Annotated in this window: 21 protein-coding genes; 7 read left to right on the top strand and 14 right to left on the bottom strand. The window is 39.0% G+C overall.

Annotated features, from left to right (window positions below; all coding sequences use genetic code 11):
• Positions 1-4 precede the first annotated feature (4 nt).
• The 4 genes from BUF13_RS04345 to guaA form a co-directional block, all read right to left on the bottom strand.
• The gene (locus tag BUF13_RS04345) at positions 5-2,764 is read right to left on the bottom strand and encodes a M14 family metallopeptidase (protein WP_073570492.1); all 2,760 of its coding nucleotides are present in this window, start codon (positions 2,762-2,764) and stop codon (positions 5-7) included.
• Between the two features lie 137 nt (positions 2,765-2,901).
• Entirely contained in the window at positions 2,902-4,194 is a 1,293-nt protein-coding gene (gene hemL / locus BUF13_RS04350; RefSeq protein ID WP_073570493.1) for a glutamate-1-semialdehyde 2,1-aminomutase, read from the bottom strand.
• On the bottom strand, positions 4,191-5,843 hold the full coding sequence (locus BUF13_RS04355) for an ABC transporter substrate-binding protein (RefSeq protein ID WP_073570494.1): 1,653 nt from the start codon (positions 5,841-5,843) through the stop codon (positions 4,191-4,193). The genes hemL and BUF13_RS04355 overlap by 4 nt, the downstream gene beginning before the upstream one ends.
• A 148-nt stretch (positions 5,844-5,991) precedes the next feature.
• Complete coding sequence (guaA, locus tag BUF13_RS04360; protein ID WP_073570495.1) at positions 5,992-7,521, bottom strand: glutamine-hydrolyzing GMP synthase; 1,530 nt, start codon at positions 7,519-7,521, stop codon at positions 5,992-5,994.
• Positions 7,522-7,772: 251 nt separating this feature from the next.
• Between guaA and BUF13_RS04365 the strand changes: the two genes are divergently transcribed.
• Both BUF13_RS04365 and BUF13_RS04370 read left to right on the top strand, forming a co-directional pair.
• The gene (locus BUF13_RS04365; protein ID WP_073570496.1) at positions 7,773-9,485 is read left to right on the top strand and encodes a M28 family peptidase; all 1,713 of its coding nucleotides are present in this window, start codon (positions 7,773-7,775) and stop codon (positions 9,483-9,485) included.
• Positions 9,486-9,564: 79 nt separating this feature from the next.
• Positions 9,565-10,005, top strand: coding sequence for a DUF4174 domain-containing protein (locus BUF13_RS04370; protein ID WP_083586367.1), 441 nt, complete (start codon positions 9,565-9,567; stop codon positions 10,003-10,005).
• 3 nt (positions 10,006-10,008) lie between these two features.
• Here the strand turns inward: BUF13_RS04370 and BUF13_RS04375 are convergent, their stop codons facing one another.
• Positions 10,009-10,944: a phosphotriesterase family protein gene (locus BUF13_RS04375; RefSeq protein ID WP_243839693.1), complete on the bottom strand. Its 936-nt coding sequence runs from the start codon at positions 10,942-10,944 to the stop codon at positions 10,009-10,011.
• Positions 10,945-11,847: 903 nt separating this feature from the next.
• Here BUF13_RS04375 and BUF13_RS04380 point away from each other — a divergent pair.
• Positions 11,848-12,630, top strand: coding sequence for a hypothetical protein (locus BUF13_RS04380; RefSeq protein ID WP_166669809.1), 783 nt, complete (start codon positions 11,848-11,850; stop codon positions 12,628-12,630).
• Positions 12,631-12,722: 92 nt separating this feature from the next.
• Here BUF13_RS04380 and BUF13_RS04385 read toward each other — a convergent pair whose 3' ends face one another.
• The 3 genes from BUF13_RS04385 to BUF13_RS04395 form a co-directional block, all read right to left on the bottom strand.
• Entirely contained in the window at positions 12,723-13,313 is a 591-nt protein-coding gene (locus BUF13_RS04385) for a DUF4136 domain-containing protein (RefSeq protein ID WP_083586368.1), read from the bottom strand.
• Positions 13,314-13,635: 322 nt separating this feature from the next.
• A complete protein-coding gene (folE, locus tag BUF13_RS04390; protein ID WP_073570501.1) occupies positions 13,636-14,340 on the bottom strand; it encodes a GTP cyclohydrolase I FolE in 705 nt (234 codons plus the stop codon).
• Entirely contained in the window at positions 14,300-14,710 is a 411-nt protein-coding gene (locus BUF13_RS04395) for a 6-pyruvoyl trahydropterin synthase family protein (RefSeq protein WP_073570502.1), read from the bottom strand. Before BUF13_RS04395 ends, folE begins: the two co-directional genes overlap by 41 nt.
• A gap of 252 nt (positions 14,711-14,962) precedes the next feature.
• On the opposite strand from BUF13_RS04395, the gene BUF13_RS04400 reads away from it, so the two are divergent.
• Entirely contained in the window at positions 14,963-15,691 is a 729-nt protein-coding gene (locus BUF13_RS04400; protein WP_243839694.1) for a murein L,D-transpeptidase catalytic domain family protein, read from the top strand.
• Here the strand turns inward: BUF13_RS04400 and BUF13_RS04405 are convergent.
• The 5 genes from BUF13_RS04405 to BUF13_RS04425 form a co-directional block, all read right to left on the bottom strand.
• Positions 15,688-17,343, bottom strand: a complete 1,656-nt coding sequence (locus BUF13_RS04405) for a L,D-transpeptidase family protein (RefSeq protein WP_073570504.1) — start codon at positions 17,341-17,343, stop codon at positions 15,688-15,690. The genes BUF13_RS04400 and BUF13_RS04405 overlap by 4 nt on opposite strands.
• Before the next feature lie 206 nt (positions 17,344-17,549).
• Entirely contained in the window at positions 17,550-19,208 is a 1,659-nt protein-coding gene (locus BUF13_RS04410; RefSeq protein WP_073570505.1) for a L,D-transpeptidase family protein, read from the bottom strand.
• Between the two features lies 1 nt (position 19,209).
• A complete protein-coding gene (kdsA, locus tag BUF13_RS04415) occupies positions 19,210-20,061 on the bottom strand; it encodes a 3-deoxy-8-phosphooctulonate synthase (RefSeq protein WP_073570851.1) in 852 nt (283 codons plus the stop codon).
• Complete coding sequence (locus BUF13_RS04420; RefSeq protein ID WP_073570506.1) at positions 20,054-20,632, bottom strand: KdsC family phosphatase; 579 nt, start codon at positions 20,630-20,632, stop codon at positions 20,054-20,056. Before BUF13_RS04420 ends, kdsA begins: the two co-directional genes overlap by 8 nt.
• Positions 20,614-22,155, bottom strand: a complete 1,542-nt coding sequence (locus BUF13_RS04425) for a bifunctional GNAT family N-acetyltransferase/carbon-nitrogen hydrolase family protein (protein ID WP_073570507.1) — start codon at positions 22,153-22,155, stop codon at positions 20,614-20,616. The genes BUF13_RS04420 and BUF13_RS04425 overlap by 19 nt, the downstream gene beginning before the upstream one ends.
• Positions 22,156-22,323: 168 nt before the next feature.
• Between BUF13_RS04425 and BUF13_RS04430 the strand changes: the two genes are divergently transcribed.
• From BUF13_RS04430 to BUF13_RS04440, 3 genes are all read left to right on the top strand, one after another.
• The gene (locus BUF13_RS04430) at positions 22,324-23,232 is read left to right on the top strand and encodes a mechanosensitive ion channel family protein (RefSeq protein ID WP_073570508.1); all 909 of its coding nucleotides are present in this window, start codon (positions 22,324-22,326) and stop codon (positions 23,230-23,232) included.
• 103 nt (positions 23,233-23,335) lie between these two features.
• On the top strand, positions 23,336-24,262 hold the full coding sequence (locus BUF13_RS04435; protein WP_073570509.1) for a hypothetical protein: 927 nt from the start codon (positions 23,336-23,338) through the stop codon (positions 24,260-24,262).
• 73 nt (positions 24,263-24,335) lie between these two features.
• Complete coding sequence (locus tag BUF13_RS04440) at positions 24,336-25,988, top strand: Na/Pi cotransporter family protein (RefSeq protein WP_073570510.1); 1,653 nt, start codon at positions 24,336-24,338, stop codon at positions 25,986-25,988.
• Here the strand turns inward: BUF13_RS04440 and BUF13_RS04445 are convergent.
• Positions 25,985-26,809, bottom strand: coding sequence for a universal stress protein (locus tag BUF13_RS04445; RefSeq protein ID WP_073570511.1), 825 nt, complete (start codon positions 26,807-26,809; stop codon positions 25,985-25,987). The two genes, BUF13_RS04440 and BUF13_RS04445, sit on opposite strands and share 4 nt — an antisense overlap.
• Between the last annotated feature and the right edge of the window lie 42 nt (positions 26,810-26,851).

Genomic DNA, 26,851 nt, shown 5'->3' on the forward strand with positions numbered 1-26,851 from the left:
AATATTAATCTCCTAAATGATTCCAGTTGATAATGGCGTTCCAAACTAAAGGAGCATCATGATGATTCAAATAGCGATGAAGTGGATCAAAGGTAAAGGCAACAATTCTACCTTTCCCTACAGGAACATTGAAAATCCCTCCTTGACCAATAATCGTTTGCTCATTTCTCACCATCCCAGATCTCACATAAGGTACAGGCTTTCCTTCACTTTCTTTTTTCAAATCCTTATCAGGATTTTCCATCCCCATGATTTCTCCGGTATAAGGCTCTTCATCCTTCAAGGGCTTCGTTCCATATTGAAGAACCATCATGTCTCTTTTTGCCAAATCGACTCCATACAATGGACCATTTCCTCTAAAAATGGAGAAAACCTCAGGATAGCCATACAACAATGGACTGCTAGAATCCTTAGCTTTTACAGTAACAACAGATCCTGGATGGAAAAGACCTCCTGCATTATGAGGATCTAAATCTCTTGTAATTCCTGTTTCTGCAACCATCCTCGTTGAATTGTCTAGAGTGATCACCAAGCCTCCTGCCTCAACAAACTTTTTCAAATTATCAATTCCCAAAAATCCTGGACCTCCAGTCATATCATCCGTAGAATCAGGATATCCATGAGAAGGAAACTCTTCGGTTTTGGTATACGGCATAGGACCAAATCTACTATCTACACCATGAATAAAAGAGGAGACATCTCCCCTGCTTCTTGGCACCAAAATCACATCAAACTTAGATTTCAAATCCCCAGCTTTCAGATCATCTTTATCAATTGAGGTATATGGAATACCACGTTGCTCAAAGGTGTATCTAGACCATCCTTCATCCTGAGTATTGAACCAAGTATGGTAAATCGCAATTTTAGGAAGGTCTATAGCATGAACTTCAGAGCTTTCCGGTGCCTGAGAAGCTCTAGTAATATCCAACTCAAACTTTTCTCCCAACTCTTTGGCTTGGGAGGAAGAAATCCCCTTGATCCAAATCGACCCTGAAGCCAAGCTATCTGACCCGGTTTTCAACCCAGATTCTAATACATTGATTTCTAGATCAGATTCTTGCTCTATTAACCAATACAAAGCAGGCAAAACTGTATTCTGAGCCTTGTAGGAAATGTAATAATTGGACCCGCTCCCATCGACTTTACCGTCATATGAAGCATCCGTATTAACTAAAGACAAGCTATTTCTATCAAAATCAATTGAATCTTTCACTTCCACGTCCACTCCATAGAGGTAGCTCAAAGTCCAGGCAATATCATCGTATGGAGGAAATTTGGCATCTTTTGGATACTTCTGCTCAGAAAGTAATGTCACAGCCAAGTTTCTGTAAGGTTGATCCAATAAAACATAATAGGCTCCTTCACCATCCTCATGAACCTCAATCGCCTGAGCCCTCAATTGATTTACCAAATATGCAGCCATAGCTGGATCTCTTTGCTCTGCTGGAATCACATAAGCTCTAGGCCCTTCGGTGCTTCCTTTTCTTATGGAATTGATCCCTTTTTGATAGAAGTTTCTTAGCAACTGTTCTCCATTTTGAGCAGCATAGCTTAAGGATGCCAAAACGCCCGCCTGCATGTAATTCACATTATTTCTAGCTGACCAATAAACTTTTTCAGAAGGTGGATCAGGACGGTACCATTCTCTCGTGGTCGCAGGATCCCCGGCATATCTAGCCTTAGAAAGATCTCTCAAATAGGTATTTGCACCGGCATTCCCAAAAGTCTCATAGAAGCGTCCGTTTGAGTTATGGTTATTGGCAACCCAAATCCCATATCCAGGCCACCAGCCATCGTAAAAGGCCCATGTAAAGGCTCCAGGCATTCCCTGAGCAGCCAATGTTGTGATGTCATGATTGGCCATGATTTGCCATTCACCAATCGTAACAGGATCTACTTGCTCATTGTATGGGCCTGTTCCTGTCGATATATAAAGTAAAGGCACGGATTCATGTAAATCCAACATTACCGTTGGATGCCATTCGTAGAAAATATTGAAAATCGCCTTTGTTAATTCTTGAGAAACCTGCAAGCCATCTCGGTTATTGTCATGGTAAACATATGTTCCCCAATAAGGCGCAGATCTAGGGAAACCATCATCCCACTCAGTTCTTGCCTTACTATATCGATAGTACCAATCTACTACTTTATCCCTTCCATCTGGTTCGGAAACAGGATTGATCAACACAATCACATTATCCAATATCTTCTGGATGCTTTTATCCTCACTGGTTACCAATCGATAGGCTAATTCCATCAACATTTCTGGAGACCCCATTTCAGTGGAATGCAAGCCCCCATTTAGGTAGTAAACAGGTTTTGCCTTTTCAAAAATCTCTTCAGCTTTTTCTGAATCAATCTTTCTTGGGTCTGCCAATTGATCTAAGTACTCCCGATAGGTATCTAAATTCCCCATACTTTCATCACTCCCGATCACAACCATATTGATTGGTCTTCCTTCCTCAGTTGTCCCGACTTGCTTTATACTTAGGTTGGGGGATGCATCCGCCAAGGCCTTATAATACCCATATATTGCTGTGGTATTATGCATGACTCCTGGAGCTCCGATGATTTGTCCAAAATGCTTAGAGGGTGAAGGAATTGTCGGGTGCTCAACAACTCCCAATACAGAACTGGGTAGAAAGCGCGTATCAGTAGTGTATTCCTTGATCTTAGCATTATAAGCCTGATCAATTTGTTGGGCTTGGGCGAAAAAACTACTCCCTAAGAGACAGAGACCTGCTCCCAGAATTTTTGAGTTCATAATCTGAAGGGTTAGTGGTTGACTTAATAGTCAGAATATAAGCCAAAAGATTAAAAAGCCCTTCAAATTTTGAACAAAAGGACAATCTTTAGTTTGGAAGAGGACATAAAAAAAGGCCGAATCAATCGGCCTTAAATTTAGGAATGGATCTCAATCATGCTTTCGCGATGAGCTTCCAGTATTTTATCGATTAGTTCATCTTTCAAAGCTGTAGAAAGGAACAAACTTTCAAACTGACTTGGTGCCAAGTAAATACCTCTTTTCAGCATTGCTTGGAAGTATTTCCCAAATAAAGCAGTATCAGATTTTTTCGCAGATTCAAAATCATAAACAGGCTGATCTGTGAAGAAAAGACAATACATACTTCCCAAATGATTGACTGAATAATTATACCCCAACACTTGGTTGATGTTCTGGATTCCCTCAGAAACCTTTCTACTGATTTCATTCAGCTTTGTATAAACAGATTTTTGAGCGTTCAAGTGTCTCAACATCGCCAATCCAGCAGCCATTGCAATTGGATTACCTGATAGGGTTCCTGCCTGATATACTGGACCTGCTGGAGACACGTGCTCCATGATTTCCTTTTTGCCACCATAAGCACCTACTGGCATACCGCCACCAATGATTTTACCTAGAGTAGTCATATCAGGAGTCACTCCGAAAAGCTCTTGAGCTCCACCCGGAGACAATCTGAAACCAGTCATTACCTCATCAAAAATCAATACAATTCCTTCTCGGGTACAGATTTCCCTCAATCCTTCCAAGTATCCCGGCTTTGGCAATGCCAATCCCATATTTCCTGGAACAGGCTCTAAAATCAAAGCTGCAATTTCACCTTTGTTTGCTTCAACCAACTCTTCGATTGCTTCCAGAGAGTTATAGGGTGCCAAAAGTGTATCTTTTGCAGTTCCTTTGGTCACACCCGGTGAATCAGGGTTTCCCATAGTAATAGCACCAGAACCAGCTGCAATCAAGAAGGAATCACCGTGTCCATGATAGTGACCTTCCATTTTGATGAACTTATCTCTTCCTGTATAGCCTCTTGCTACTCGGATAGCAGACATGGTAGCTTCGGTACCTGAGTTCACCATTCTGACTTTTTCTACGGAAGGAACCATGCTTATTATCAATTCAGCAATCTCAATCTCTCTAGCCGTTGGAGCGCCAAAAGAAGTCCCATTTTCCATAGCCTGAATCACCGCTTCTCTAATCAATGTGTGATTGTGACCAATAATCATTGGTCCCCAGCTGTTGATTAGCTCGATGTAGCGATTGTCATCTTCATCAAAGATGTAAGCCCCATCAGCTCTTTTGATAAAAATAGGTTCACCCCCTACGGCTCTAAATGCACGTACTGGCGAATTAACACCTCCGGGAATGAAGTTTTGGGCATGGGCAAAAAGCCGCTTGCTTTCAGATATGTTCATTGATTTAATAGTGGTTTCAGTTCACCTGTTTCAATAGAAAAAACAGGTACATATTGATTGGAATTGCTGTTTTGGAAATTGAATCCCCATGTCAATTTTCCTGGTTCATAAACCTGCTGATTCAAACTTCTTCTCAAATCAAATCCAAAGGTAGGCTTCAAATTCTGGGAAACCCAATAAACTAACTCTCTACCTAAAACGGCATTGAGCGTAGGGAAAGCCAAATTTCTACCGTAAAACTCTGACTTAAAGGAATTCATCGCTTCACTATCCAATGCAGGAGAATTATTTGATATAAAATAAAAGTTTGGGAACTCCAACATTTCATAATTGGCGAAATTGAAACCTAACCATGAGTCCATTACCAAAATCGGCAATGTAGTCGTTACGGATTCGACCAAAGCCAATGTAGGCTGAGCTATAGAAGGATCATCTGTAAGTATTATAACCTGATCAACATCCAAATTGACACTGTCTTTACCAGGTCTTACGCCCAAATCAGAAAGGAAATTAGCTGCATTTCTAGGATCTAACCTTGTATTACCTACGATTTGAAAACCTTCCTGTGGAAGTCTTTCGTTTAGCAATGCTGCCATTTTTTCATCTCTTGAGCTTCCACTATATCCAATGGCAACTCGATTTCCCCAAGTCTTTCCTTTCAGGTTTTTGATGATACCTTCTACCAAGTTTTGAGCGGAAGGTCTAAACAAATAGCTGTATTGCTTTCCAACAAAACGCTCACCCAAATTAGAAAGTGGATGCACAAATGGAATCTCCGCGTTTTCAGCAAAAGCACTTACTAAATCTGATTCATCAGGATAAATAGGTCCTAAGATCACGTCAGCTTTGGCTACAACCGGCTCTTGAAGAATACTTCTCAAATGGTTCATATCCCTTTGAGAATCGAAAGTAGAAAGGTTAACATTTACTCCTTCTCTATTCATATTATTGACCGCGAAGCGAATCCCTTGGAACAATTCATAAGTAAATGATGATGGAGAAATTTGTCCATTTCCAGAATCAGTAAATGGAAGGATCACTACAATGTCCAGCACATCGTCTTTTATTTGACCGGAGGAGGAGTTAGCTCCAATTCCCTGCATTTCATAATACAAAGCCTTTTCCTCAGAGGACAAAACACTTTTGCTTTTAAGGACAGTGCCCAATGCAGCCTTATATGCTGGCTGACTTTCAAATTCCTTCAAATTACTTATCAAGAAATTAGGGCTTGATTTAGTCAAATATTCAAAGGAAAGATCTTGAGCTTTTTCCTGTAAAGCAGAATCTTCAATTCTAGCAATTGCTCTAAGAGCCTCTAAAGCTTGATTATTTTGAAAATATGCTGTTGCTAAAAGGTACTCAGCATCCTGATTACCTTTCCAATTTCTTGAAACCAAAGGTTGTAGAAACTCAATAGCTTGTGCAGGTTGATTGGCACCAAGGGCAGCTTCTCCTGAATGAAATGAAGCGTAATTGGCCAAATTGCCATATTTTTCTACACTGGTAAATTCTTTAAAAGAGTTTAATGCGTCCCAATAACTCCGGGAATTTAATAGGACTTGAGCCCGCTGATAGCCCTCCGGAACGGACTGGGACCATGCTTCTAGACAAATCAAAAATACTGGAAGCAAAAGGAATAATTTTCTCATGAATCGAGGGTATGCGTCTGACAAGTGAGGCAAATTTAAGCCATTATTTTCAAACCCAAAGTTTAGGCCAAAATACTCCCAAAAAGAAGACCCAAAGATTTCTCTTTGGGCCCAATTTCAAATTTTGAATATCAAATTGTAAATGCAATTATTCCCATTCAATCGTTGCTGGTGGCTTGGAAGAAATATCATAAACCACTCTGTTAACTCCTTTTACACGGTTGATGATTTCGTTGGAGATTTTCCCAAGGAACTCATAAGGCAAGTGAATCCAATCAGCAGTCATTCCATCTACAGATCCAACAGCTCTCAAGGCTACAACTTTTTCATAAGTTCTTTCATCACCCATCACACCTACAGATTGGATAGGAAGAAGCATTGCTCCCGCCTGCCAAACTTGGTCATACAAACCATGGTCTTTCAATCCCTTGATGAAAATATAATCTACTTCTTGAAGTGTTTTAACCTTTTCAGCTGTGATATCTCCCAAGATACGGATACCCAGTCCAGGTCCAGGGAAAGGATGTCTTCCGATAATCGTTTCTACGATTTCCAAAGCTCTACCCACTTCTCTTACCTCGTCTTTGAACAAGGTGTTCAATGGTTCAACTACAGATAGCTTCATGAAATCAGGCAATCCACCTACGTTGTGGTGAGATTTGATGGTTGCTGAAGGACCTTTCACAGAAACTGATTCAATCACATCTGGATAGATGGTCCCTTGTCCTAGCCATTTAACACCTTCGATTTTGTGAGCCTCATCATCGAACACCTCGATAAATACTCTACCAATCGCTTTTCTTTTCGCTTCAGGATCTGTCAATCCTTCAAGGGCTTTATAAAATCTGTCCTTGGCATCCACACCAATCACATTCAATCCCATGTGCTTGTAGGAATCCAAAACTTCTTCAAATTCATTTTTTCGCAACAAACCATTGTCTACGAAAACGCAAGTCAACTGATCTCCAATCGCTCTGTGGATCAAAGTAGCTGCTACAGAGGAATCAACACCTCCAGAAAGTCCCATCACTACTTTATCAGCACCGATTTTCTCTTTCAAATCAGCAACAGTAGAGTCGATGAACACATCAGAAGTCCAATCCTGAGAACATCCACAAATTCCAACTACGAAGTTTCTCAACAAATTCTTGCCTTCCGTAGAGTGAGTTACCTCTGGGTGGAATTGAATTCCATAGGTCTTTTCACCTTCCACTTTGAATGCTGCCACTTCTACTGAAGAAGTACTTGCAATAATTTCAAAGCCAGCTGGCAATTTTTTTATGGTATCACCATGGGACATCCAAACTTGAGAACCATGAGTCATCTCTTTTAACAAGTCATGATGCAAGTCAATATGATCCAAGTTAGCTCTTCCGTACTCACGGATGGTAGAAGGAAGAACCTCTCCCCCGTATTTATGAGCCAATAATTGAGAACCGTAGCATACTCCAAGAAGAGGTAGCTTTCCGCGCAATGCATCAAGATCCAAGTCAGGAGCATCTGCTTCGCGGACACTACAAGGAGACCCAGAAAGGATCACACCTTTGATGTCATCGGTAATTTCAGGTACCTTATTATAAGGATGAATTTCACAGTAAACATTCAGCTCTCTAACTCGTCGGGCGATAAGTTGTGTATACTGAGAGCCAAAATCTAGGATGAGGATTTGTTCTGCCATGCGCAAAGGTAAGCAGGCTAGACAAATTGACGAAGTGTTCTGCTAAATTTTACAGAATAATGTTTGGTTCTCAGAAATTGAAAGATTTTAAAATTGAAAAATTGCAAAATTCACCTTTTTTGAAATCATGCTTTGGAAATTGAACCTGGTATTTTGTACCAAGTGGGTCCCAAGTTAATTTTTCGAACGGCTTCCATTTTCAAAGAAGATGTAGGTATTTAGAGCTCCCAAATCAAAAACCAGGCTTTGCCATGTATCATAGATTCGTTCCTCTATTCGCTTTCATTTTTATTTCCCAAGTAGTTCTGGCTCAAAAAGCCCCTATTTTAAAAGAAGTAGATCCTTATTTCGAAATGATCAGACCAGAGTTCAAGGGTGATTTGGCTTATGAAACTGTTGCTTTTGTGGAACAATACTGGAGAATCGCCGGAAATACAGGCTTCAATAATTCAGTGGATTGGATTACTAAACGCTTGGATGAAGCTGGATATGTTTTGGAAGAAAATGCGGGTGCAAAAAGCAAGCTAACCTATCGAATCGAAAAAAGAGAAATGAACCGCCCAACTTGGGAGCCTGTTTCTGCCAGCTTGAAAATCGTAGGTGAAAGCACGGATTTACTCAAATCCTCGAGTAATCGAAACATGATCTACACCTATTCTAGCTCAACTCCAAAAGGCGGCGTCCAGGCGGAAATCGTATATATCCCCAACAAAGAGGTTTTAGAAACCAAAGACCTGAAGGGAAAGATCCTGTTTTCTGACAGCGTGAGTTACCGAACACTTCAGTCGGCTATCAAAGAAAAAGGTGCCCTAGGAGCTTTGACCTATGACATGCCTTCTTATTTGCAACCTGAGAAAAATATTAATTCCATTCAATTTCGAGGCCTAAGATATGAAGCTGATTCTCCTGCTTGGGCTTTAGCTCTTTCCTTTCAAGCAAAAGAGAAATTGAAAGCAGCTTTGGCTAAAGGGAAAGTAGAGGTTCTTGTTAGTATAGAAACCAAGATTTACGAATCAGAGGAATTGACTGTCGTAGCAAATGTTTTGGGTTCGGAAAAACCATTTGAAAGCTTAGTTTTCTCAGCACATATCCAGGAGCCTGGAGCTAATGACAATGCAACGGGTGTGGGCACTCAATTAGAGATGGCTCAAATCACTGCCCAGCTGATTCAGGAAAATAAATTAGACCTTGACAGAACATTGACATTCCTTTGGGGAGATGAAATCATATCTACCAGAAGGTATATCCAAGAAGAAGAAAAAAGAGAGCCTGAAATCCTATGGGGAATCTCTTTGGACATGGTAGGAGAAAATACCGATGTGACAGGTGGCTCTTTCTTGATTGAAAAGATGCCTGATCCAAGTGCGATCTGGACTAGAGGGAATGATCAGCATACCGAATGGGGTGGCAGGCCTTTGAAAAAAGAAGACATGAAGCCGCATTACTTTAATGATTTCATTTTAAATGTTTTTAAAGCTCAGGGCAGCTATGCCAATTGGACTGTCAAAACCAATCCATTCGAAGGTGGCTCAGATCACACCCCATTCCTTCAGGCCAATATTCCGGGTCTCTTGCTTTGGCACTTTACTGATCAGTTTTATCACACTGACCAAGATAGATTGGATAAAGTATCTCAGGAAACATTGAAAAATGTCGGAACTGCCGCTTTAGCTAGTGCATACACTTTATTGAACGGTGATGATAAAACAGCCAAATTTTTGGCTAAAACAATCTTGGCAGATGCAAAAAAGAGATTGAAAATTGAATACCAATTAAGCCTGGAGGAAATCAAAAATGGAGGTTCCAAAGAAGTGGAAATGGATATAATTTCAACTTGGAATGATTGGTATCAAAAAGCCTTAATGTCCATTTCAGACCTTTCTCCTGAATCCAATCAATCAAAGTCTGAATCCAAATTGAATAAGATTTCATCAAGCCTTACCAAAAAACTGGGTAGTCAATAAATCCAGCAATGAATCCCAACATTTAGGGGATAATATCAATCTTTTTTAAACCAAATCTCTTTGGGTTAGTTAGGTTGATATGGTCAATCTTAGACTTTTCTTAATAGCATTTTTATATATGATCATTTCTCCAAGTAATGCTCAGAGTCTTTCTTCTCATCAATGGAAAGATCGTTTGGTAGTTATTTATTCAGATGATACCACGAATAGTACTTTTCAAAATCAACTCCAAGAACTTAAAAAAGATACTGAGGGAATTCATGATCGTAAAATAGTCATCTATCAATCCATCAATGGAAAGGTTAAAAAAGGATTGGTAGAGAATGAGAATTGTGATAATTCAGAAGTTGAATTCCAAAAATTGAATGATTCTCACTTAAAATTTGAAGTCCTTTTAATCGGATTGGATGGTGGAGTCAAGCTTCGAAAAACAGACTTATTGACTATCCAAGAACTCTTTGGAACGATCGATCAAATGCCTATGAGAATATCAGAAATGAGAAGAAAGAAGGACAATTGAAGTTTAATTCATTTCTACTTCCAGGATTCCAAAAGCTTTTTTTGGATTTTCAATTAAAAGCAATTCCCAATCAGTTTGTGACCATCCCATTTCATTCAAGGCAGGCATTAAATTCTCAAAAATACCTGTGAAAGGTTGAAAATCGCCTCCATCTGGCTTCCCCGGATCGTACCAACCTGCATCATGAGAAATCAAAATATGGTCTAAAATCCCATTATTTTTGGCAAAATGGAGTCTCTCAACATACTCCTCGGTTCCCCAACCAATTCCATCCAGACTTATCCAAATGCCTTTTTCAACAGCTTTTAGATAATTCTGAAAATTCTGCTCAGCCTGAGCGTGCACCCAAACAAAAGTGGAAGGATTGATTCCCATTTCTTCCAAAATCTCAATTTCCTGTCGGGCTGTATTCCAGGTTCCGGTATGTGAGACAATTTGAAGCCCAGTTTCCTGATACGTGATTCCTGCTGCCTTCACCAATTTGGCATCTATTCCTCGCAAAGGTTCCTCTTCATTAACAGAGATTTTTATAAAGCCGGGTTTAATCCCTGTTCCTTCTATTCCATTTTCAAATTCTGAAATCCATCTCTCCGCTATTTCAGAGGCACTTTCTTCAAAGACAAAATTCGGCAAATATTTCCCTCCCACAGCACCGTAAAAACCTGTATTTGTAACTATTTGAATTCCTGATTTCTCACTTAAGTCCTTCAACAAAATGGGATTTTTTGCTAAGTAAGATGGCGTGCAATCAAATATGGTCTTTACACCATATTGTTTCACCTCAAGCAGATAGGGCAATACTTTTTCAACAACCAATTCGCGATTATAGCGATCCTGAGAAACTGAATCTGCCCCAATAAAATCTACCAACATATGCTCATGGATGAGTGTTAAGCCCATGGAGTCAATGGGAATCTCACCTTTTACTGTGTGAATCAAAGGAGAATTAGAAGATTTTTGACTGCAAGAAAATAGTAGGGATAAAGAGATAAGGAAAGGAAAAACGGAAGTCTTCATCCATAAATCTACCTAATCAACTCATAAAAATAGAAGGTCTGAACATCTTTTTCGATTGAGTCTGGATCTTCCCCCAACTTGGCATTTACGGAATACAAAAGTCCTTTTTTGGATTCCAAAGTAATTGGCCACACTCCTTCCTAGGTTTTTTGATCCTCATTACCAATTCACATTTTTACAATTAGTATAGAATGGTATCCTCCAACTAGAAATCTCTCCTATTAAATCTTTCAAAAGTTGACGTACACCGACTAGCCATCACCTTAATATTAAAAATAGAAAATACAATCATTAGACTATCTCAAAAAAATGGTCCTGATCAATGGTTTAAAGGTTACCACATTATACTCTAAATTAACAGTTCGCATTTGAAACTTTTCTAAATAGTCCGAGAAAATATTTAGTTTAATTAATTGTCTTTATATTATAAATCAATAGATAATTTTTATAAAAATGGAGATAGTAAATACAATTTTAAAAAACACTTGTCATTTTTTAATCAAAACAACCTTTGAGAAAGACTTTCTTTGCCAAGAATATGGATCCGGTACTAGTGGTCATTTGATGCGTTACCCTGCTCCAAATGGCATTCCTAATGAGTTTTTCAAATTTCAAATTTACCCTGACCCAGACAAAAAGGGGCTTTTTAGAATAATAGTTCTTGGCTGGCCTGATTTTCTGGTCCAAATGGAAAGTGATCGCGCTTTATTGGCAACACCAAAAGATAGTGACCTTCAACGGTTCGAGTTTTTTAACGCACCGCCGCCTCTTGTCGAAAAAGACAAATCAGCTGAATGGTATTATCTGAAAGGTGAAGGAACGAAATTGTATTTGGATTTTGCATCCCATAGATATGTTTTCCCTTCCAATAGCTCAAAAGATCAAACCAAATTAAAATTTGAGGCTATTGATTTTGTAAAACCAGACCCTAATAAAATTCAAGAAAAAATCACATTGTTGGAAAAGGATTTCACCTCTCCTGCTGATTTTAAGATTACAAATGGAAAAGAATGGAATAAAAAAACAATATCAGTTGAAGCCATTCCAGCCTCATTGATAAATGATAATAAATACAGAACTAAGAGTGATCAAATAGCTCTCTCCCCCTATTATTACCTTACTCATGAAAAGTTATGGAGTTCTGAACAATTGAATCAAGTCTTGATTTCGGATTACCTTACCTCCGAAATTTCAGAAGAAATAATTTCCTCTTTTAAATTTGACTCATACAAAAGTATCGAAAAGACTTTTGGAACTACATTCGATGCCTCAATCAATTTATATGGAAAAAAATCGGCTGAAATGGGTGTTGAGGAGGGTGGAGCTTCTGCAACAGCTACAAATGAAGTTGGGGCTACACTTAACCTAGCCTACCAATTTAAAGACCAAACAACCTTATTGGATACAGAGACAAGGTCACAAGAGGAAAACATTAAAAAAGCCATAAAATTCACCTATAAAAAACCCGAAAAGGATGATGAAAAAGATTTTTACTTAAGGTTTTGGCTAATTGTAGATAGGTATATTTTAGAAGATAGCAAAGGGAATGAGATTGGAAGATGGGACCACACAAATGAAAAAAATTTCAAAGTTCAAAAAATAAAATAATAATAACGCAATTCGTAAAAAGATAATCTAGGCTTTTTAAATAAAAACCCAAGTCATAAACTCGGGTTTTTATTTAACATGTAATACAATAATTATTGAGAGCTTGTTTCAAATTGGTCAAAGTCAAAGTTTTCAAATATAGCTCCAACTTTTTCCTGCATCACACTCATATTTTCAATATCAGATTCATTTAAAGCTCCAGAAGCAAACCCTTGCCAGATCTGATTTCCTGACCTTGAATCCATAAAATTGACTAATACGGTACCTTTTTCAACTGGTACCATCTGCACTGACTCAGACCTTGGTCCAAAGCCAAGGTAATCTTGTCCATTATCCAGGATATATTTTCTCAACTCAGTATCTTCTTCCAATACTACAAAATTGACTAACATCTCTGGTTCTGAGGTATCTTCTGCAAAACCTCTAGCTCTCATTTGAAGTTCTACTGCTTCTTTTATCATTTTTTGAGAAGATTGATTATTGAATACCAAGGCTTCATTTGGACTCACTATAGCAAATGCATTAGGAATAGATTCCTTTTCAGAAATCCAAGCATAGGTGTCATAGTCAGATAAATTTGCATTACCATCTTCTCTAGTAACCACTTTCATACTTTTCTGGGCGCAAGAAGCTATGGTTAATGATAGTATTGTAAATAATAAGAAATAGCTTAATTTTTTCATTGGTCCTTGAATTTTAGGTGAAACATGTCTAAAGGAAATGCACTTATTTCAACCATATCACAGGCCTTATCCACCCTTATAAAGAGCTTTCTAATTCAAACCTCCTTTAGGATTACACCTATAAAGTCGCCAAAACTATTCCAAACCTCTTAAACCATTTAAATATCAGTTTTTCAGATACTTACAGACATAAACTGTGAAAAGAATTCAACAGATTGAGGATTTTTTTTCGAAATGAATGTTGATAGAATAAATTGTAAGTTGAAAATAAAAAAAGCCAAGCATTCCTGCTTGGCTTTGTCGTTGGTCTAGTATGTCCCACTTATTTTTCGAGACTAATGTATTTCAAAAACTCATTTCGAGCTTGTTCGTCTTTTTCAAACTTCCCGGAATAGAAAGAAGTAACTGTCGAGCTATTGGTATCCTGCACCCCTCTGGAGCTCACACACATGTGGTAAGCATCCATGATCACTGCTACATCTTCTGTCCCCAAAGCTTCTTTCAACTCATTTCCAATTTGCATGGTTAATCTCTCCTGAACCTGAGGTCTTTTCGCAAAATACTGGACGATTCTATTGATTTTTGAAAGCCCAATCACATTTCCATTTGAAATATAGGCAACATGAGCTCTTCCATAAATTGGCACAAAGTGATGCTCGCAATGAGAGTGGAAAGTAATATCCTTCTCCACCAACATCTCATTGTACTTGTACTTGTTTTCAAAAAGTTTGGCAGTAGGCTTGTTTTTGGGATTCAATCCTGCAAACACCTCTTTCACATACATTTTTGCTACTCGGTGAGGCGTACCTTTCAAGCTGTCATCAGTCAAATCCAACCCAAGAATATTCATGATTTCTCGGAAATGCTTCTCGATCAACTCAACTTTAAGATCATCGTCCATTTCGAAAGCATCCTCTCTGAGAGGAGTTTCTAAGGAGGTTCCAACATGTTCTTCACCGATTTCCTCAAATGAAGCGCGGGAGATGTTAATTCCCATCGTATTCAACAAAGTTTCTTTCTGTTTCATAAAGTCGAATTATTAACTCGAGTTTCCGATCAATTTTTTCCCTTAGAATATTCCAAATAACCACTGCAATGTTCTCAGCGGTTGGGTTAAGATTCGTGAATTCATCGGTATCTAGGTTTAAATTTTTGTGATCAAATTTTCTCAAAACGTGCTCCTTGATCAAATCACTAAGCAGTTTCATATCATATACGTATCCTGTTTCAGGATTGATTTCCCCTTTGAGGGTGACAATCAGTTCGTAATTATGACCATGATAATGAGGATTGTTACATTTTCCGAAAACAGCCTGATTTTTCTCCTCAGACCAATTCGGATTGTTTAATCTATGCGCTGCATTAAAATGCTCCTTACGAAATACTTTTACTTTCATTTACCTTTCCTGAACAGCAAGTGGCTCTATTTTGTTTAATTTTTACTCATTAAAATCTAAACAAATCTTCAAGTCCTTGCTTTCCAACAGATTAATTTGATTTAAAGAGGCGCAAAACTAACCATATTTCTCGGCTGAGCCAAGAATCTGATTTTTTCACCAAGAATGGAACGAAAAGCACCCCATTCTTAGTTCCCCTTATTAGTAACCCGGAATTCTGACAAGAATCATAATCTTCTGCTAATCAGAATTTTGATCAAAACAATAATTGGCTTTAACTTTGCTATTCACCCTGAGCATATGCTAAAACTACCTATTCTGTTTCTGGTCTTCAGCTTACTCACCCTATCTGAACCGGAAATTCCGACTCATACCTATTCCCCATCAACAGAGAAATCTGAAGGAGTTTATGATAGACTTCTTAACCTTACAGCTGCCTTGCCTTCGAAGCAAGTGTTTGATTTGGCAGCAAACGGATGGGAAAAGCTCCAAGGAAACATCAACAATCCTATTTTGACCATCATTGATTTCAGTTTGCCTTCAACAGAAAAGCGCATGTGGGTCATTGATATGAATGCAGCAAAAGTTCTGTTGAACACAGTGGTTTCTCATGGAAGAAATTCAGGTCAATTGATGGCTAAATCCTTCTCAAACCAACCTGAATCGTATAAAAGCAGTCTGGGTTTCTATAAAACCGCTGAAACTTATTTTGGAAAACATGGCTATTCACTTCGATTAGACGGTTTAGAAAAAGGATTCAATGATCAGGCTAGAAATAGGGCCATCGTCATTCATGGAGCGGATTATGCCAAAGAGGAATTTGCAGCAGCTACAGGCAGATTAGGTAGAAGTCTAGGTTGTCCTGCCCTTCCCTCTGAGATTTCAAAAGAAGCTATAGATTACATCAAAGAAGGATCATTGCTTTTTGTATTTGGCAACGATCCTTCCTATCTGCAAGCCTCAGCTTTGCTACAGCCTTAAGCTTTCTTCATGGCTTCTAGCACTTCGGTATCTCTTTTATAAATATCCGGTCTGAAATGGGCTTTCCCATTGGAATCTGCCCAGAAGGTCAAGTATAACAGCGTTACCGGAACTTCCCTATTTAGATTCACGACCTCTTCTCTATCCAAATGCATAGCTTCCTGAATTTTATCTGAAGTCCAGTCATCATCATGCAATAAGGCTTGTGCGAATTGATCTGGATACTGGATACGAATACATCCGTGACTCAAGGCTCTGGTTTCTCTTTCGAAAAGTCCTCTGGCTGGAGTATCGTGGATATAAATGTTATAATCATTGGGAAACATGAATTTTACCAGCCCCAATGAATTACCCTGACCTGGCTTTTGTCTGATTCGGTAATTATTAGCTTCGTTTCTAATCCAATTGATCTTTTGAGGATCCACAACTTCTCCAGAACTAGATACGACCTCCATATTTTTCTCAGCCAAATAATTCTTGTTTTTCTGAAGAGCTGGAATGATTTCACCTTGCATAATAGAAGGAGGAATATTCCAATAAGGGCTAAATACGATGTAACTCATAGGAGCCGTAAATACAGGAGACTCGTTATATTCCTTACCAACGATCACCTTGGCAGATAGAGTTGTGTCTCCTTTCGTCAAGTAATCCAATTGGTAGTTAGCGATATTGACCAAGACCATTTCTTGATCCCAATCCATCTCAGGTAACCATCTCATTCTCTCCATGTTGACTGAAGCTATTTCAATCAATTTTTCAGGAGAATCATTTAGAAAATCAGCCGTCAATTTACCGATCGCCCCATCAGGCTTCATCCCATTTTCTGTCTGATAATTTTTCAATCCTTCCAACATCAAAGAATCGAATAGATTTGGATTATCTAGTTTGTAATCACTTAAATAACCCCAAAACTGAAGCCTTTTTCTCAAATCTGGAACAGCTGGATCTTCATCACCCACTTTCAAAGTTTCTTCAAATCGAACCGGCTTCCAAGTCAAAGTATCTTCTTCATTGATTGCATAAAGTTCTTTCAAAACTTCTCTCCCTTTTTTATACATGGCTAAATCCGGGTAAAGGCTTTCCAAAAAGTCTTCGACTTTCTCTCCATCTGCCACTTCTGCCAAGGCGTCCATTGGTTTAAATTCTTCCTTTTTAGCTGGTAACTTCCAATAATTACCTCTTTGCTTTTCGGAAACAATCCCAAACTTCAGGTCATAGACCAAATCCAAAAAGGCATCTGTCATGACCAATTCAAAATCCACCAATTCAGGAGAAGATTTCGGTTGTAAGATCTTCTTCTTTTCCTGTATTTGGGCTTCTATATTTTTAAGGAATTCATGATGATAATCCGAAGGTCTCAAACCATCATATTTTACTTCGGAGATGGCATTTAAAAGATCTTCCCCCTGAGAATTGATTTTCCCATTTGTAGACCAAATTTCTTCATACCCTCGATTCTCATAAAACTCCTGAATTTTAGAAAAGTGAGTCAGGCTGATATCTTTTGACATCAAAACCTCATTTTCATTTTCCGAAACAAATCTTGATTCGATTGCTTCAGTCAAATCAGTTCGATTCATTCTATATACCACCCAAATTCCTGCTGCTACCAGCGCAAAAACCAGAGTAAACAACAACGCTTTATTTTTCATATTCTAAAAGATTTAGCTTTTAACAACTACCTCTTAGATTTCAAATCAAGTGCGGAAATTTGGAGGATTTCATAAAAACAGCTTCAGATCGCTTGAAATGAGCATTTTACTCAAAAACAGCAAACCCACCCAATTGTAATTTTGGGTGGGTTTGCGAATATTTTTCCCATCATTGTGGAAAAGCCACAACAAGATTTTAATGGTAGTTAATTCCTCAATGCTTTCAGCACTTCTTGATCCCGATCGTAAATATCTGGTCGGAAATGCCCTTTCCCATTGGAATCGGCCCAAAAAGTCAAATACAGAATCACGACAGGAATTTTGCGGTCCAGATTCACAATTTCCTCATGGTCCAGATGCATAGCTTCATTGATTTTCTGAGGTGTCCATCCCCTATTACTCTCCAATAGAATTTGAGCAAATTTGGCTGGATCCTGCAAGCGAATACATCCGTGGGAAAGTGCTCTGTCCTCCCTAGAAAACAAGGATCTGGCAGGCGTATCATGAATGTAGACACTATGTTTATTGGGGAACATAAACTTAACCAAACCCAAAGAGTTACTTCCACCAGGTTTTTGGCGAATCCAATACGGAAATGACTTTGAGCTAAAATCAATGGTAGATGGATCAACGACTTTGCCAGCTGAAGTCACCACCTCCATATTTTTTTCCTTTAAATAATTCGGATTCTTTCGAATGGATGGCAAAATCTCATTTCTGGTAATGGAATAAGGAATATTCCAATAAGGGCTGAACACGATATAACTCATATCCGCCATAAATATTGGAGATTCATGGTAGCGCTTTCCTACGATCACCTTTGCAGAATGGATCGTATCCAACTTATCGATCAAATCCAATTGAAAATTGGCAATATTCACCAATATAAACTCAGAATTATCAACCGTATCTGGTAGCCATCGCATCCTTTCCAAATTGACAGAAATTTTATCTATTAAATCTTCAGGGGACTGATTCAAAGCCAAAATGGAAAGCTTCCCTAGGATTCCATCATCCTCCATCCCATTTTCCTTTTGGAATTCCTTCACCGCATCTACTAAGGCAGAATCGTAATTTTTAGAACCGACATCTGAAGAATCACTCAAATATCCCCAAAACCTTAATCTCTCACGGATCAAAGGAATATCTGAATTGGAATCTCCCGGCTTGATTGATTTATTGATCTTGATTTCTTTCCAATCCAAGCTGTCCTTTTCTTCAGTGTTTTCCATGGCTCGTAAGACTTCACGACCATTTCTATACATCATAAACTTTGGATAAAGGCTCACCAAATAAGATCTCAATTGGCCACCTTGAGTAGCTTCAGTCAACAAATGTCCATAATCTGTATTCGCAACAATTGGGGGAATTTCCCACTCAGCTTTTAGAACTGAAGGATCCACTCTTCCAACTTCCAAATCCTCGGCTAATCTGAAAAATGCATCAGTCAAGAAAATATCTAAATCTGCGACATCTGCTATCTCATTTGTAACTCCCGCTTCTTTGTTTTGCTCAAAAGACTCAAAAAATGCATCAAAGAGATCCAAGTGATAATCTTTGGGATTCAAACCATCGTATTTGGCCTGCTTGATCTCGAAGCGTAACTCATAAGCCATTTCCTTCAAAATACCATTTTCCGACCAAACTGGTTCAAATTCTCTGGCTGTATAAAATGGAAACAAACCATCACCGGAAGCAAGTGGAATATCACGGATTTCCAATCTTTCTTTCGGCTGATCAGTCTCGAACCTAAACCTGATCTGATTGGCTATATCCTCTTGATTACCAAAAGAGTATTGAATTGATAAAAAAAGAAAAACCGAGGTAATTAGCACTCGGTTATATCTAAAAATTGTTGATTTCATATTAATCTTCGACTTTAAAATCCTGAAACTTCCTTCCCAAAGTCCATGCCTCTTTCAGCATCGGAAGGAATTCACTCATTTTTTTCAAAGGAATCAAATTTGGACCATCGCTCAAGGCTTTTGCAGGCTCTGGATGAGTTTCAATAAAGAAGCCATCAATTCCAGTTGCAGCTGCAGCTCGTGCCAAAATAGGAGCAAATTCTCTTTGTCCACCACTGGTACCACCTTGGCCTCCCGGTTGCTGAACAGAATGGGTAATATCAAATACCACTGGAGCAAATTGTCTCATGATAGGTAATCCTCTCATGTCCACAACTAAATTGTGATAGCCTAAAGAGAAGCCTCTTTCCGTCAAACAGACATTATCATTTCCGGCATTTCTTACCTTTTTGACTGCATATTGCATATCCTCAGGAGCCATGAATTGTCCCCTTTTGATTTTCACAGCTTTTCCTGTTTCTGCTGCAGCTAGCAACAAATCAGTCTGGCGACAAAGGAAAGCAGGAATCTGAAGTACATCTACGACTTCTGCCACGTCTTTCGCTTGATAGCTTTCATGAATATCCGTCACCAAAGGCACACCTAATTCTTTCCCGACTCTTTGAAGGACTTCCAAAGACTTGTCCATTCCGATACTTCTAAACGAGCCTGAGGATGTTCTGTTGGCTTTGTCAAAAGAGGCTTTAAATACATAAGAAAAGCCATTTTTATCAGCCAATTCCTTCACTTGAGAGCCAATTTCCATGCAGATATCGAAACTTTCTACAGCACAAGGACCAGCAAAAAGAACCGGTTTCTCGGATCCCAATACAATCCCTTCTCGGATTTGCATGGTGCTGGAGGTTCTATTCATCATTTTTTTCTATAAAGGTTTGTATCAAAGGAAGAAGTCTTCCTTTGGAATGTAAAATTAAATCTGCTGTCTCACGAAACACTCCTTTTCCTCCATCCAATGGAGAAACATAATGCACGTAAGGTTTCACATAGGCCAAAGCATCCGCAGGAGCCACTGCCAAACCTACTTTCGTCAAAATCGGTAAATCAATCAGATCATCGCCGATGTATGCAACCTCTTCCAAAGCAATTTCCATCGTCTCTAGAATCTCAGTAAGCTTTTTGAATTTGTCTTTGACACCATGGTAATGGAAGTCAAAACGTAATTCTTCACAACGGTTCATCACGACTTGAGATGATCGACCTGTGATCGCACCAACCATGATATAGCTTCTCCTTAGGTGATGGACGATTAATCCATCTTTGACATTGAATTTCTTGAATTCGATTTTATTGTCATCGTAGATCACTCCACCATCTGTCAAGACTCCATCGACGTCAGTGATGAGTAATTTTATTCTTTTTGCTCTCTCCCACAGCTCCTCAGAGACATGCGAGTAATAGCTATTGACTATTTCTTCTGCTTCCATTGAATTGAATAAAGGTCCAGTCTACGTTGCTCTAGGTTACGCACACTACCTGCTTTTCTTTGTTTGGTTAATAAATCTAAGTCCACGTCTGCAACGATGGTGGTTTCGGCATTTTCTGATGCCTGAGCGACTATCGAATCATGAGGAAAAGAGAAATCAGATGGGGAATAAATAGCCGCCTGAGAATACTGGATGTCCATATTTTCAACCTTCGGTAGATTACCCACCGAACCTGTAATCGCTACATAACACTCATTCTCGATCGCTCTTGATCTTGCACATGTATTTACACGAAGGAATGCATTTTTGGTATCCGTCCAGAAAGGAACAAATAGAATATCCATATCCTGCTCAGCCAATATTCTGCCCAATTCAGGGAATTCCACATCGTAGCAAATCAAAATCCCGATTCTTCCTGCATCGGTATCAAACACGTTGATCCCGTTTCCACCTTGAAGCCCCCAATAGGCCGACTCATCAGGAGTAATGTGGAGCTTGTATTGCTTGTTTTGGGTACCATCTCGACGGCAGAGATAACTCACGTTTCGGAGTTTCTTCCCATCATATTCAGGCATGGAACCGGCAATAACATTCACATTATAAGAAACCGCCAACTCACTCATTCTAGCAACGATTTCATCTGTATAATCAGCTAAATTCCGGATGGCCTCTGAAGCATCCATATCATTGAACTCAGCCAACATAGGCGCATTGAAGAATTCAGGGAATAAGCAGAAATCAGATTTATAGCCTGAGATCGTATCCACAAAGAACTCAACCTGTTGCATCAAATCATCCACATTGGCAAAGCGACGCATTTTCCACTGAACCAAACCCAGACGAACAATTGACTTTTTATTACCGATCAGCTTTTCGTCTTTCTCATAATAGATATTGATCCATTCGAGCAAAGTAGCATAGGCTCTGGAGTCAGTATCTTCAGGAAGGTACTTGGTGATTACTTTCCTTACGTGAAACTCATTGGCCAATTGAAACGAAAGTACCGGATCAAAAATCTCTTTGTTTTTGACCAGATCGATGTACTTCCGAGGAGTCATCTCATCCGCATATTTGGAGTATCCGGGAATTCTACCCCCAGCAATGATCGATCTAAGGTTCAGGTTTTCGCAAAGCTCTTTTCTGGCATCATACAAACGTCTCCCCAATCGCATACCTCGATATTCATGATGTACAAAAACATCGGTTCCATACAAGGTATCTCCTTCTTCGTCATGTGTATCAAACTTACCGAAGCCTGTGATTTGATCGTAAGTATGATTATCACCAAAGCGGGCATAATCCACCACCAAACTCAAAGCCGCGGCCACAACTTTCCCATTATCTTCGATACAAATCTGACCTTCCGGGAAAGCTTTAATTTGATTTTTCAGTTCCTCACGAGTCCAAGCCCCTCCTTTATTTTTATAAATCGCCACCATGATCTCCCGTATATCATCATAATCAGACAGTTTGATATTCCGGAGTTTCAGTCGGTGTTCGAGTTCTTCTTTATGCTTACTCATATTTCAAAATTACAGAAAGTCAATTGAAAATTTCAGAAATCACAGCTTTTGTCAACCTTAACAAAATTTTATATTGAAATTATAACAAGTCAATCTTTAAAAGTGTTTTAGGTTTAGTTTTTCATATTTTAACCCAAAATTACAGAATTAAGGAGCAATAATTACCGCATGCAATCAGATACTCTTGCAACTTCCACATCAAATAGCTTAGATAATTTTCATTTACTGGAATGGATAGAAAAATTGATGAACCTAAGTCTTTTTAGACTGGGAGAATCGCATCTAACTCTAGGATTACTTTTAGTATTGATCATTTCTTTTGTCGCAGTTTTTCTGATTTCAGAGCTATTTAGAAAAATCCTTGTCAACAAAATTCTGACCCGATATGAAATCAACATCGGGACGCGTCAGACGATTGGAATGCTCGTCAAATACATTCTTATAATAATTGGTGTATTTACCATTCTCCAAACCAATGGAATTGATTTGAGTGCATTGGGAGTTCTTGCTGGTGCTGTCGGTGTCGGTATTGGTTTTGGTTTGCAAAACATCACAAACAACTTTATTTCTGGATTGATTATTCTATTTGAGCAACCGATCAAGGTTGGAGATAGAATCGAAGTGGGTGATGTCAATGGAGATGTAATCAAAATTTCGGCTCGATCAACCATGATCGTTACCAATGATAATATCACCATCATCGTTCCCAATAGTCAGTTTATTGACAGTCAGGTGATTAATTGGTCCCATAGTGATAGAATGGTAAGGTTCAATTTCCCTGTGGGAGTTTCTTACAAGGAGGATCCAGAAAAAGTCAAAAACATATTATTGGATGTTGCCAAAAACAACCCAGGAGTTCGTAATACACCCGAAGCGGATGTCCTTTTTGATGAATATGCCGATAGTAGTATTAATTTTACACTACGGGTGTGGACCTCTGAATACATCAATAGACCTAAAGTCTTGAAGAGCCAGCTCTATTTTGAAATCTTTAAAAAATTCGGTCAAGAAGGCGTTGAAATCCCATTCCCTCAAAGAGATCTACATATCAAATCAAGCTTCGAAAAGCAAGAATAGTATTTTCACTTTCAATAATTTGAGCTTAAAAGCCTCATGTTAATATTTTTGAAATTGAACGATTAAAGTTATTTTTCGAAAAGTTTAGGCATATAGCTAAATAATGAGAAAGGTTTTACTAGTTTTTCTTTTTTTCCTCTTAGGCAGTGAAGCTTTCTCGCAAAGTTTTTACCGTTACCGCTTTGAGGAGCCTTGGTCTTTCTCAGCCAGCATTGGGCCTTCACAATATTTCGGAGAACTTTATTCATTTTGGAAATACAGCGAGGGTGTACAGCCAGACTGGAATGCGAATATTGCCTTTCACTATACCTTTGGAACGCACCTAAGAGCAAGAGGGGATTTTTCTTACATCAAAATGTCTGGTCAAGATCCTCCATCCGACCCTAGAGCATATAGAACACCAAGAAATCTAAATTTCCGGGCCAAAAACTGGGAAATGGCTGGAATCATCGAATACTATTGGCATCCAGTAAAGGTTCCAAATATCCACAGACCCTTATGGAATCCATATATCTTCTTCGGTGTGGGAATGACCACCAATAATCCTGAAACTCAACTGGATGGAGAATGGGTGGATTTGAGACCACTCCAGCTTGAAAACAATCCCTACGAGCGATATATCATCACTTTCCCAATGGGTTTAGGCTTTAAGTACAAGCTCAATGTCTACATGGACTTGACTTTCGAAGGGAACTATCGATTCACCTTGTCAGATTATATGGATGATATTTCTGCATATAATGTCAGTGAATTCTATTTGGATTTGGTAGAAGACTATGTCAGCGGAAACAATCCTGATCGACTTCGTCTGGCTATCAGGAATCCAAACTTCATGGATGACAATGGTTTGCCAGATGTAGATAAAATCCTTAGAAATGGAGGCCGAATTCGTAGAGGCTCAGGGTTGAGACATCGATTTGATGGCTACATGACCGTGAATGTCGGTCTGGAAATCCACTTCTCAGAAGATATCTTCCAGAACTGGATCTTCCGTAATCGAATCTATGAAAAACGATTCCGATTCTGGTAATCCTGAATTTTATCATTTTTCAAGAATAGGATTTCCCTTATTTTCCCAAAAGATTCTACTTTGAACGCAAGGAATGGAAACATTTAACTATTGGGAGTTTGTAGCCGGATTGGGAGTTTTTCTTTTGGGGATGAACCAAATGGAAACCGGGTTGAAAAATCTGGCAGGTCACTCTTTCCGAAACTTGCTTCAAAAATTCACCAATAAACCCTGGAAAGGAGTTCTGACGGGCACTTTCATTACCGCAATTCTTCAGAGTAGCTCCTTAGTCACCTTAATGGTTTTGGCTTTTTTGGGAGCTGGATTGATCAGTTTAAAAAACACCCTTGGAGTAATCCTGGGAGCCAATTTGGGCACCACTTTTACAGCCTGGATTGTTGCAACATTAGGTTTCAAAGTCAGCATTGCTTCCATAGCGCTTCCTTTTATCGGAATTGGTGCGCTGGTATATATCTTCTTTACCAATCGCCAAACATTAAAAAATATTGGCATTCTCCTGCTTGGATTTGGATTCCTTTTTTACGGAATCGAATTAATGAAAACTTCAATTGAAGAACTGGCTAACCAAGTCGACTTAAGTCAGTTTTCGGATGTCCCTACTTTCTTTTTCTTCCTTGCTGGTATCGGTTTGACAGCCCTAATTCAATCAAGCTCGGCCACTTTGGTAATCCTATTGAGTGCACTTCATTCAGGATTTATAGGTTTAGATCAAGCAGCTGCAGCTACCGTTGGTTCTAATATTGGAACCACCATCACTGTTATTTTTGGAGCTTTTCAAGGAACTCCTGATAAGAAAAGGTTGGCATCATTTCACCTCCTTTTCAATTTGACAACAGGGATTCTAATCCTTCCATTTTTGCACCTGATTTTGAATTTCCTTCAATCTCTCGCTTTTGGAAAAGATCCATTGATCGACTTGGTGATCTTCAACAGCTTTATGAATCTAGCTGGAATCCTGCTTTTCTACCCTTTCTTGGGAATAATCCGAAAGTGGCTCAAAAGACGATTTGTCAAAGAGAAAGAACACCTGACTGTCTATATTCAAAATGTGGAAACTTCCATTCCAGAAGCTGCTCTGAAGGCTTTGGAAAAGGATTTGGATTTGGTTTACGAAAGAGTAAAGCAATTTATCCTTCATATCAGTGGAAATATTCAGGAATCACCCATGCAAGTCTCCATTTGGAAAAGGGTTCTTGGACATCCATTTGAAATCATTCAGGAATACAATGAAATAAAGGTCCTTGAGGATGAATTAACTGCCTATCATATCAAGCTTCAAAGCGAATCAATGACTGAATTGGAAGCAAAAAGACTAACCTCTTTGATGCTCTCTTTACGCATGATGGTGTATGCAGCAAAGGCTTTCAAGGGAATAGCTCAAAACTTGAAAGATATTGAGGATGCTGAAAGAAACCTTCCAAGAAATCTTTACAAAACCATTCAAAGTAAGATTAAGGAAACTTTGGAAAAGATCGATGAACTGAAAGCACAAGAACTAGAAAATGAGCAGATTCCAGATTGGGTCAAGCTTTTGGAAAGTGACAGTGAAAAAGAAATAGAAGAAATCTATATCGAGGCCAAAAGTCATAAAACCGACATCCCTTTTTCAACTTTATCCAATGTGATCAAAGAATATATCCGGGGATTATACAATTTGGGTGCTTCGGTTATTCACGCAAAGCACCCAATTCAAGCAGTTATGGACTCTCCAGAGCCCAAGGCTTAGATTTTCACACTCAAGACTCCCAAGTCGCTTTTGAATAAGACTGTCTCCGTCACTCCTACTTGGTAAGAAGGACTGGTTTCATGATGTCCAGAAACTACCACAAGCCATTTGATTCCATGTTCTTGGGAAAAGTTGATTAGGCCGCTTTCCACTTCATTTGCATTGTAGACATGTTGGTGAAACACGATTTCTTCATGTCCTTTTTGGAAGGAATCCATCCCAGTTTTGATGATATCAGATGCTGTAAAATGCTCTGGAGTATTCACGAAAAGCAAGTGAACGCTACATTTGAAAGGTTTGATCAAGGATTTTAGTGTTTCGAAAGCTTTCTTGGAACCTTCATTGAAGGTAGAAGCAAAGGCTACTTTTCGAAGGTCATTACCATCCAATGCTTCCTTCACTCCCAAAACTGGGCAAGCTGCATTTCTCATGACTTTTTGCAAAGTAGAGCCGATAAACTTCCCTTCGGCAAAGCCTTTTCCATGGGCTCCCATCACCACTAATTCTGCCTCATATTCTTGAATTGCTTTGAGAATTCGCTCACTCGGCGTACCGACTTTTACAACAAATTCAATTTCGGATTTGGATGGGGCTACCTCATCGATGTATTTGGGCAAGATGGATTGAGCTTCCTCCTTCTCCTCAGCGATCTCGGTAAACTTCTTTTTCGCTTCCTCAGTCAGGTTTTCATAATCCAAATCTGAAGGGATCACTGTGACAGCAATAATTTTAGAACCACTCTTATTCGAAATCTTTTGGGCGGTCTTTAGCGCGGCCAAGGAATAGGTCGAAAAATCAAAAGGAACGATAATGGTTTTCATGGCTATTTTGTTTTTTGTTTAAGCCAAGATCCAAATTTTCCT

The sequence above is a fragment of the Algoriphagus zhangzhouensis genome (assembly GCF_900148515.1).
Lineage (GTDB): Bacteria > Bacteroidota > Bacteroidia > Cytophagales > Cyclobacteriaceae > Algoriphagus > Algoriphagus zhangzhouensis.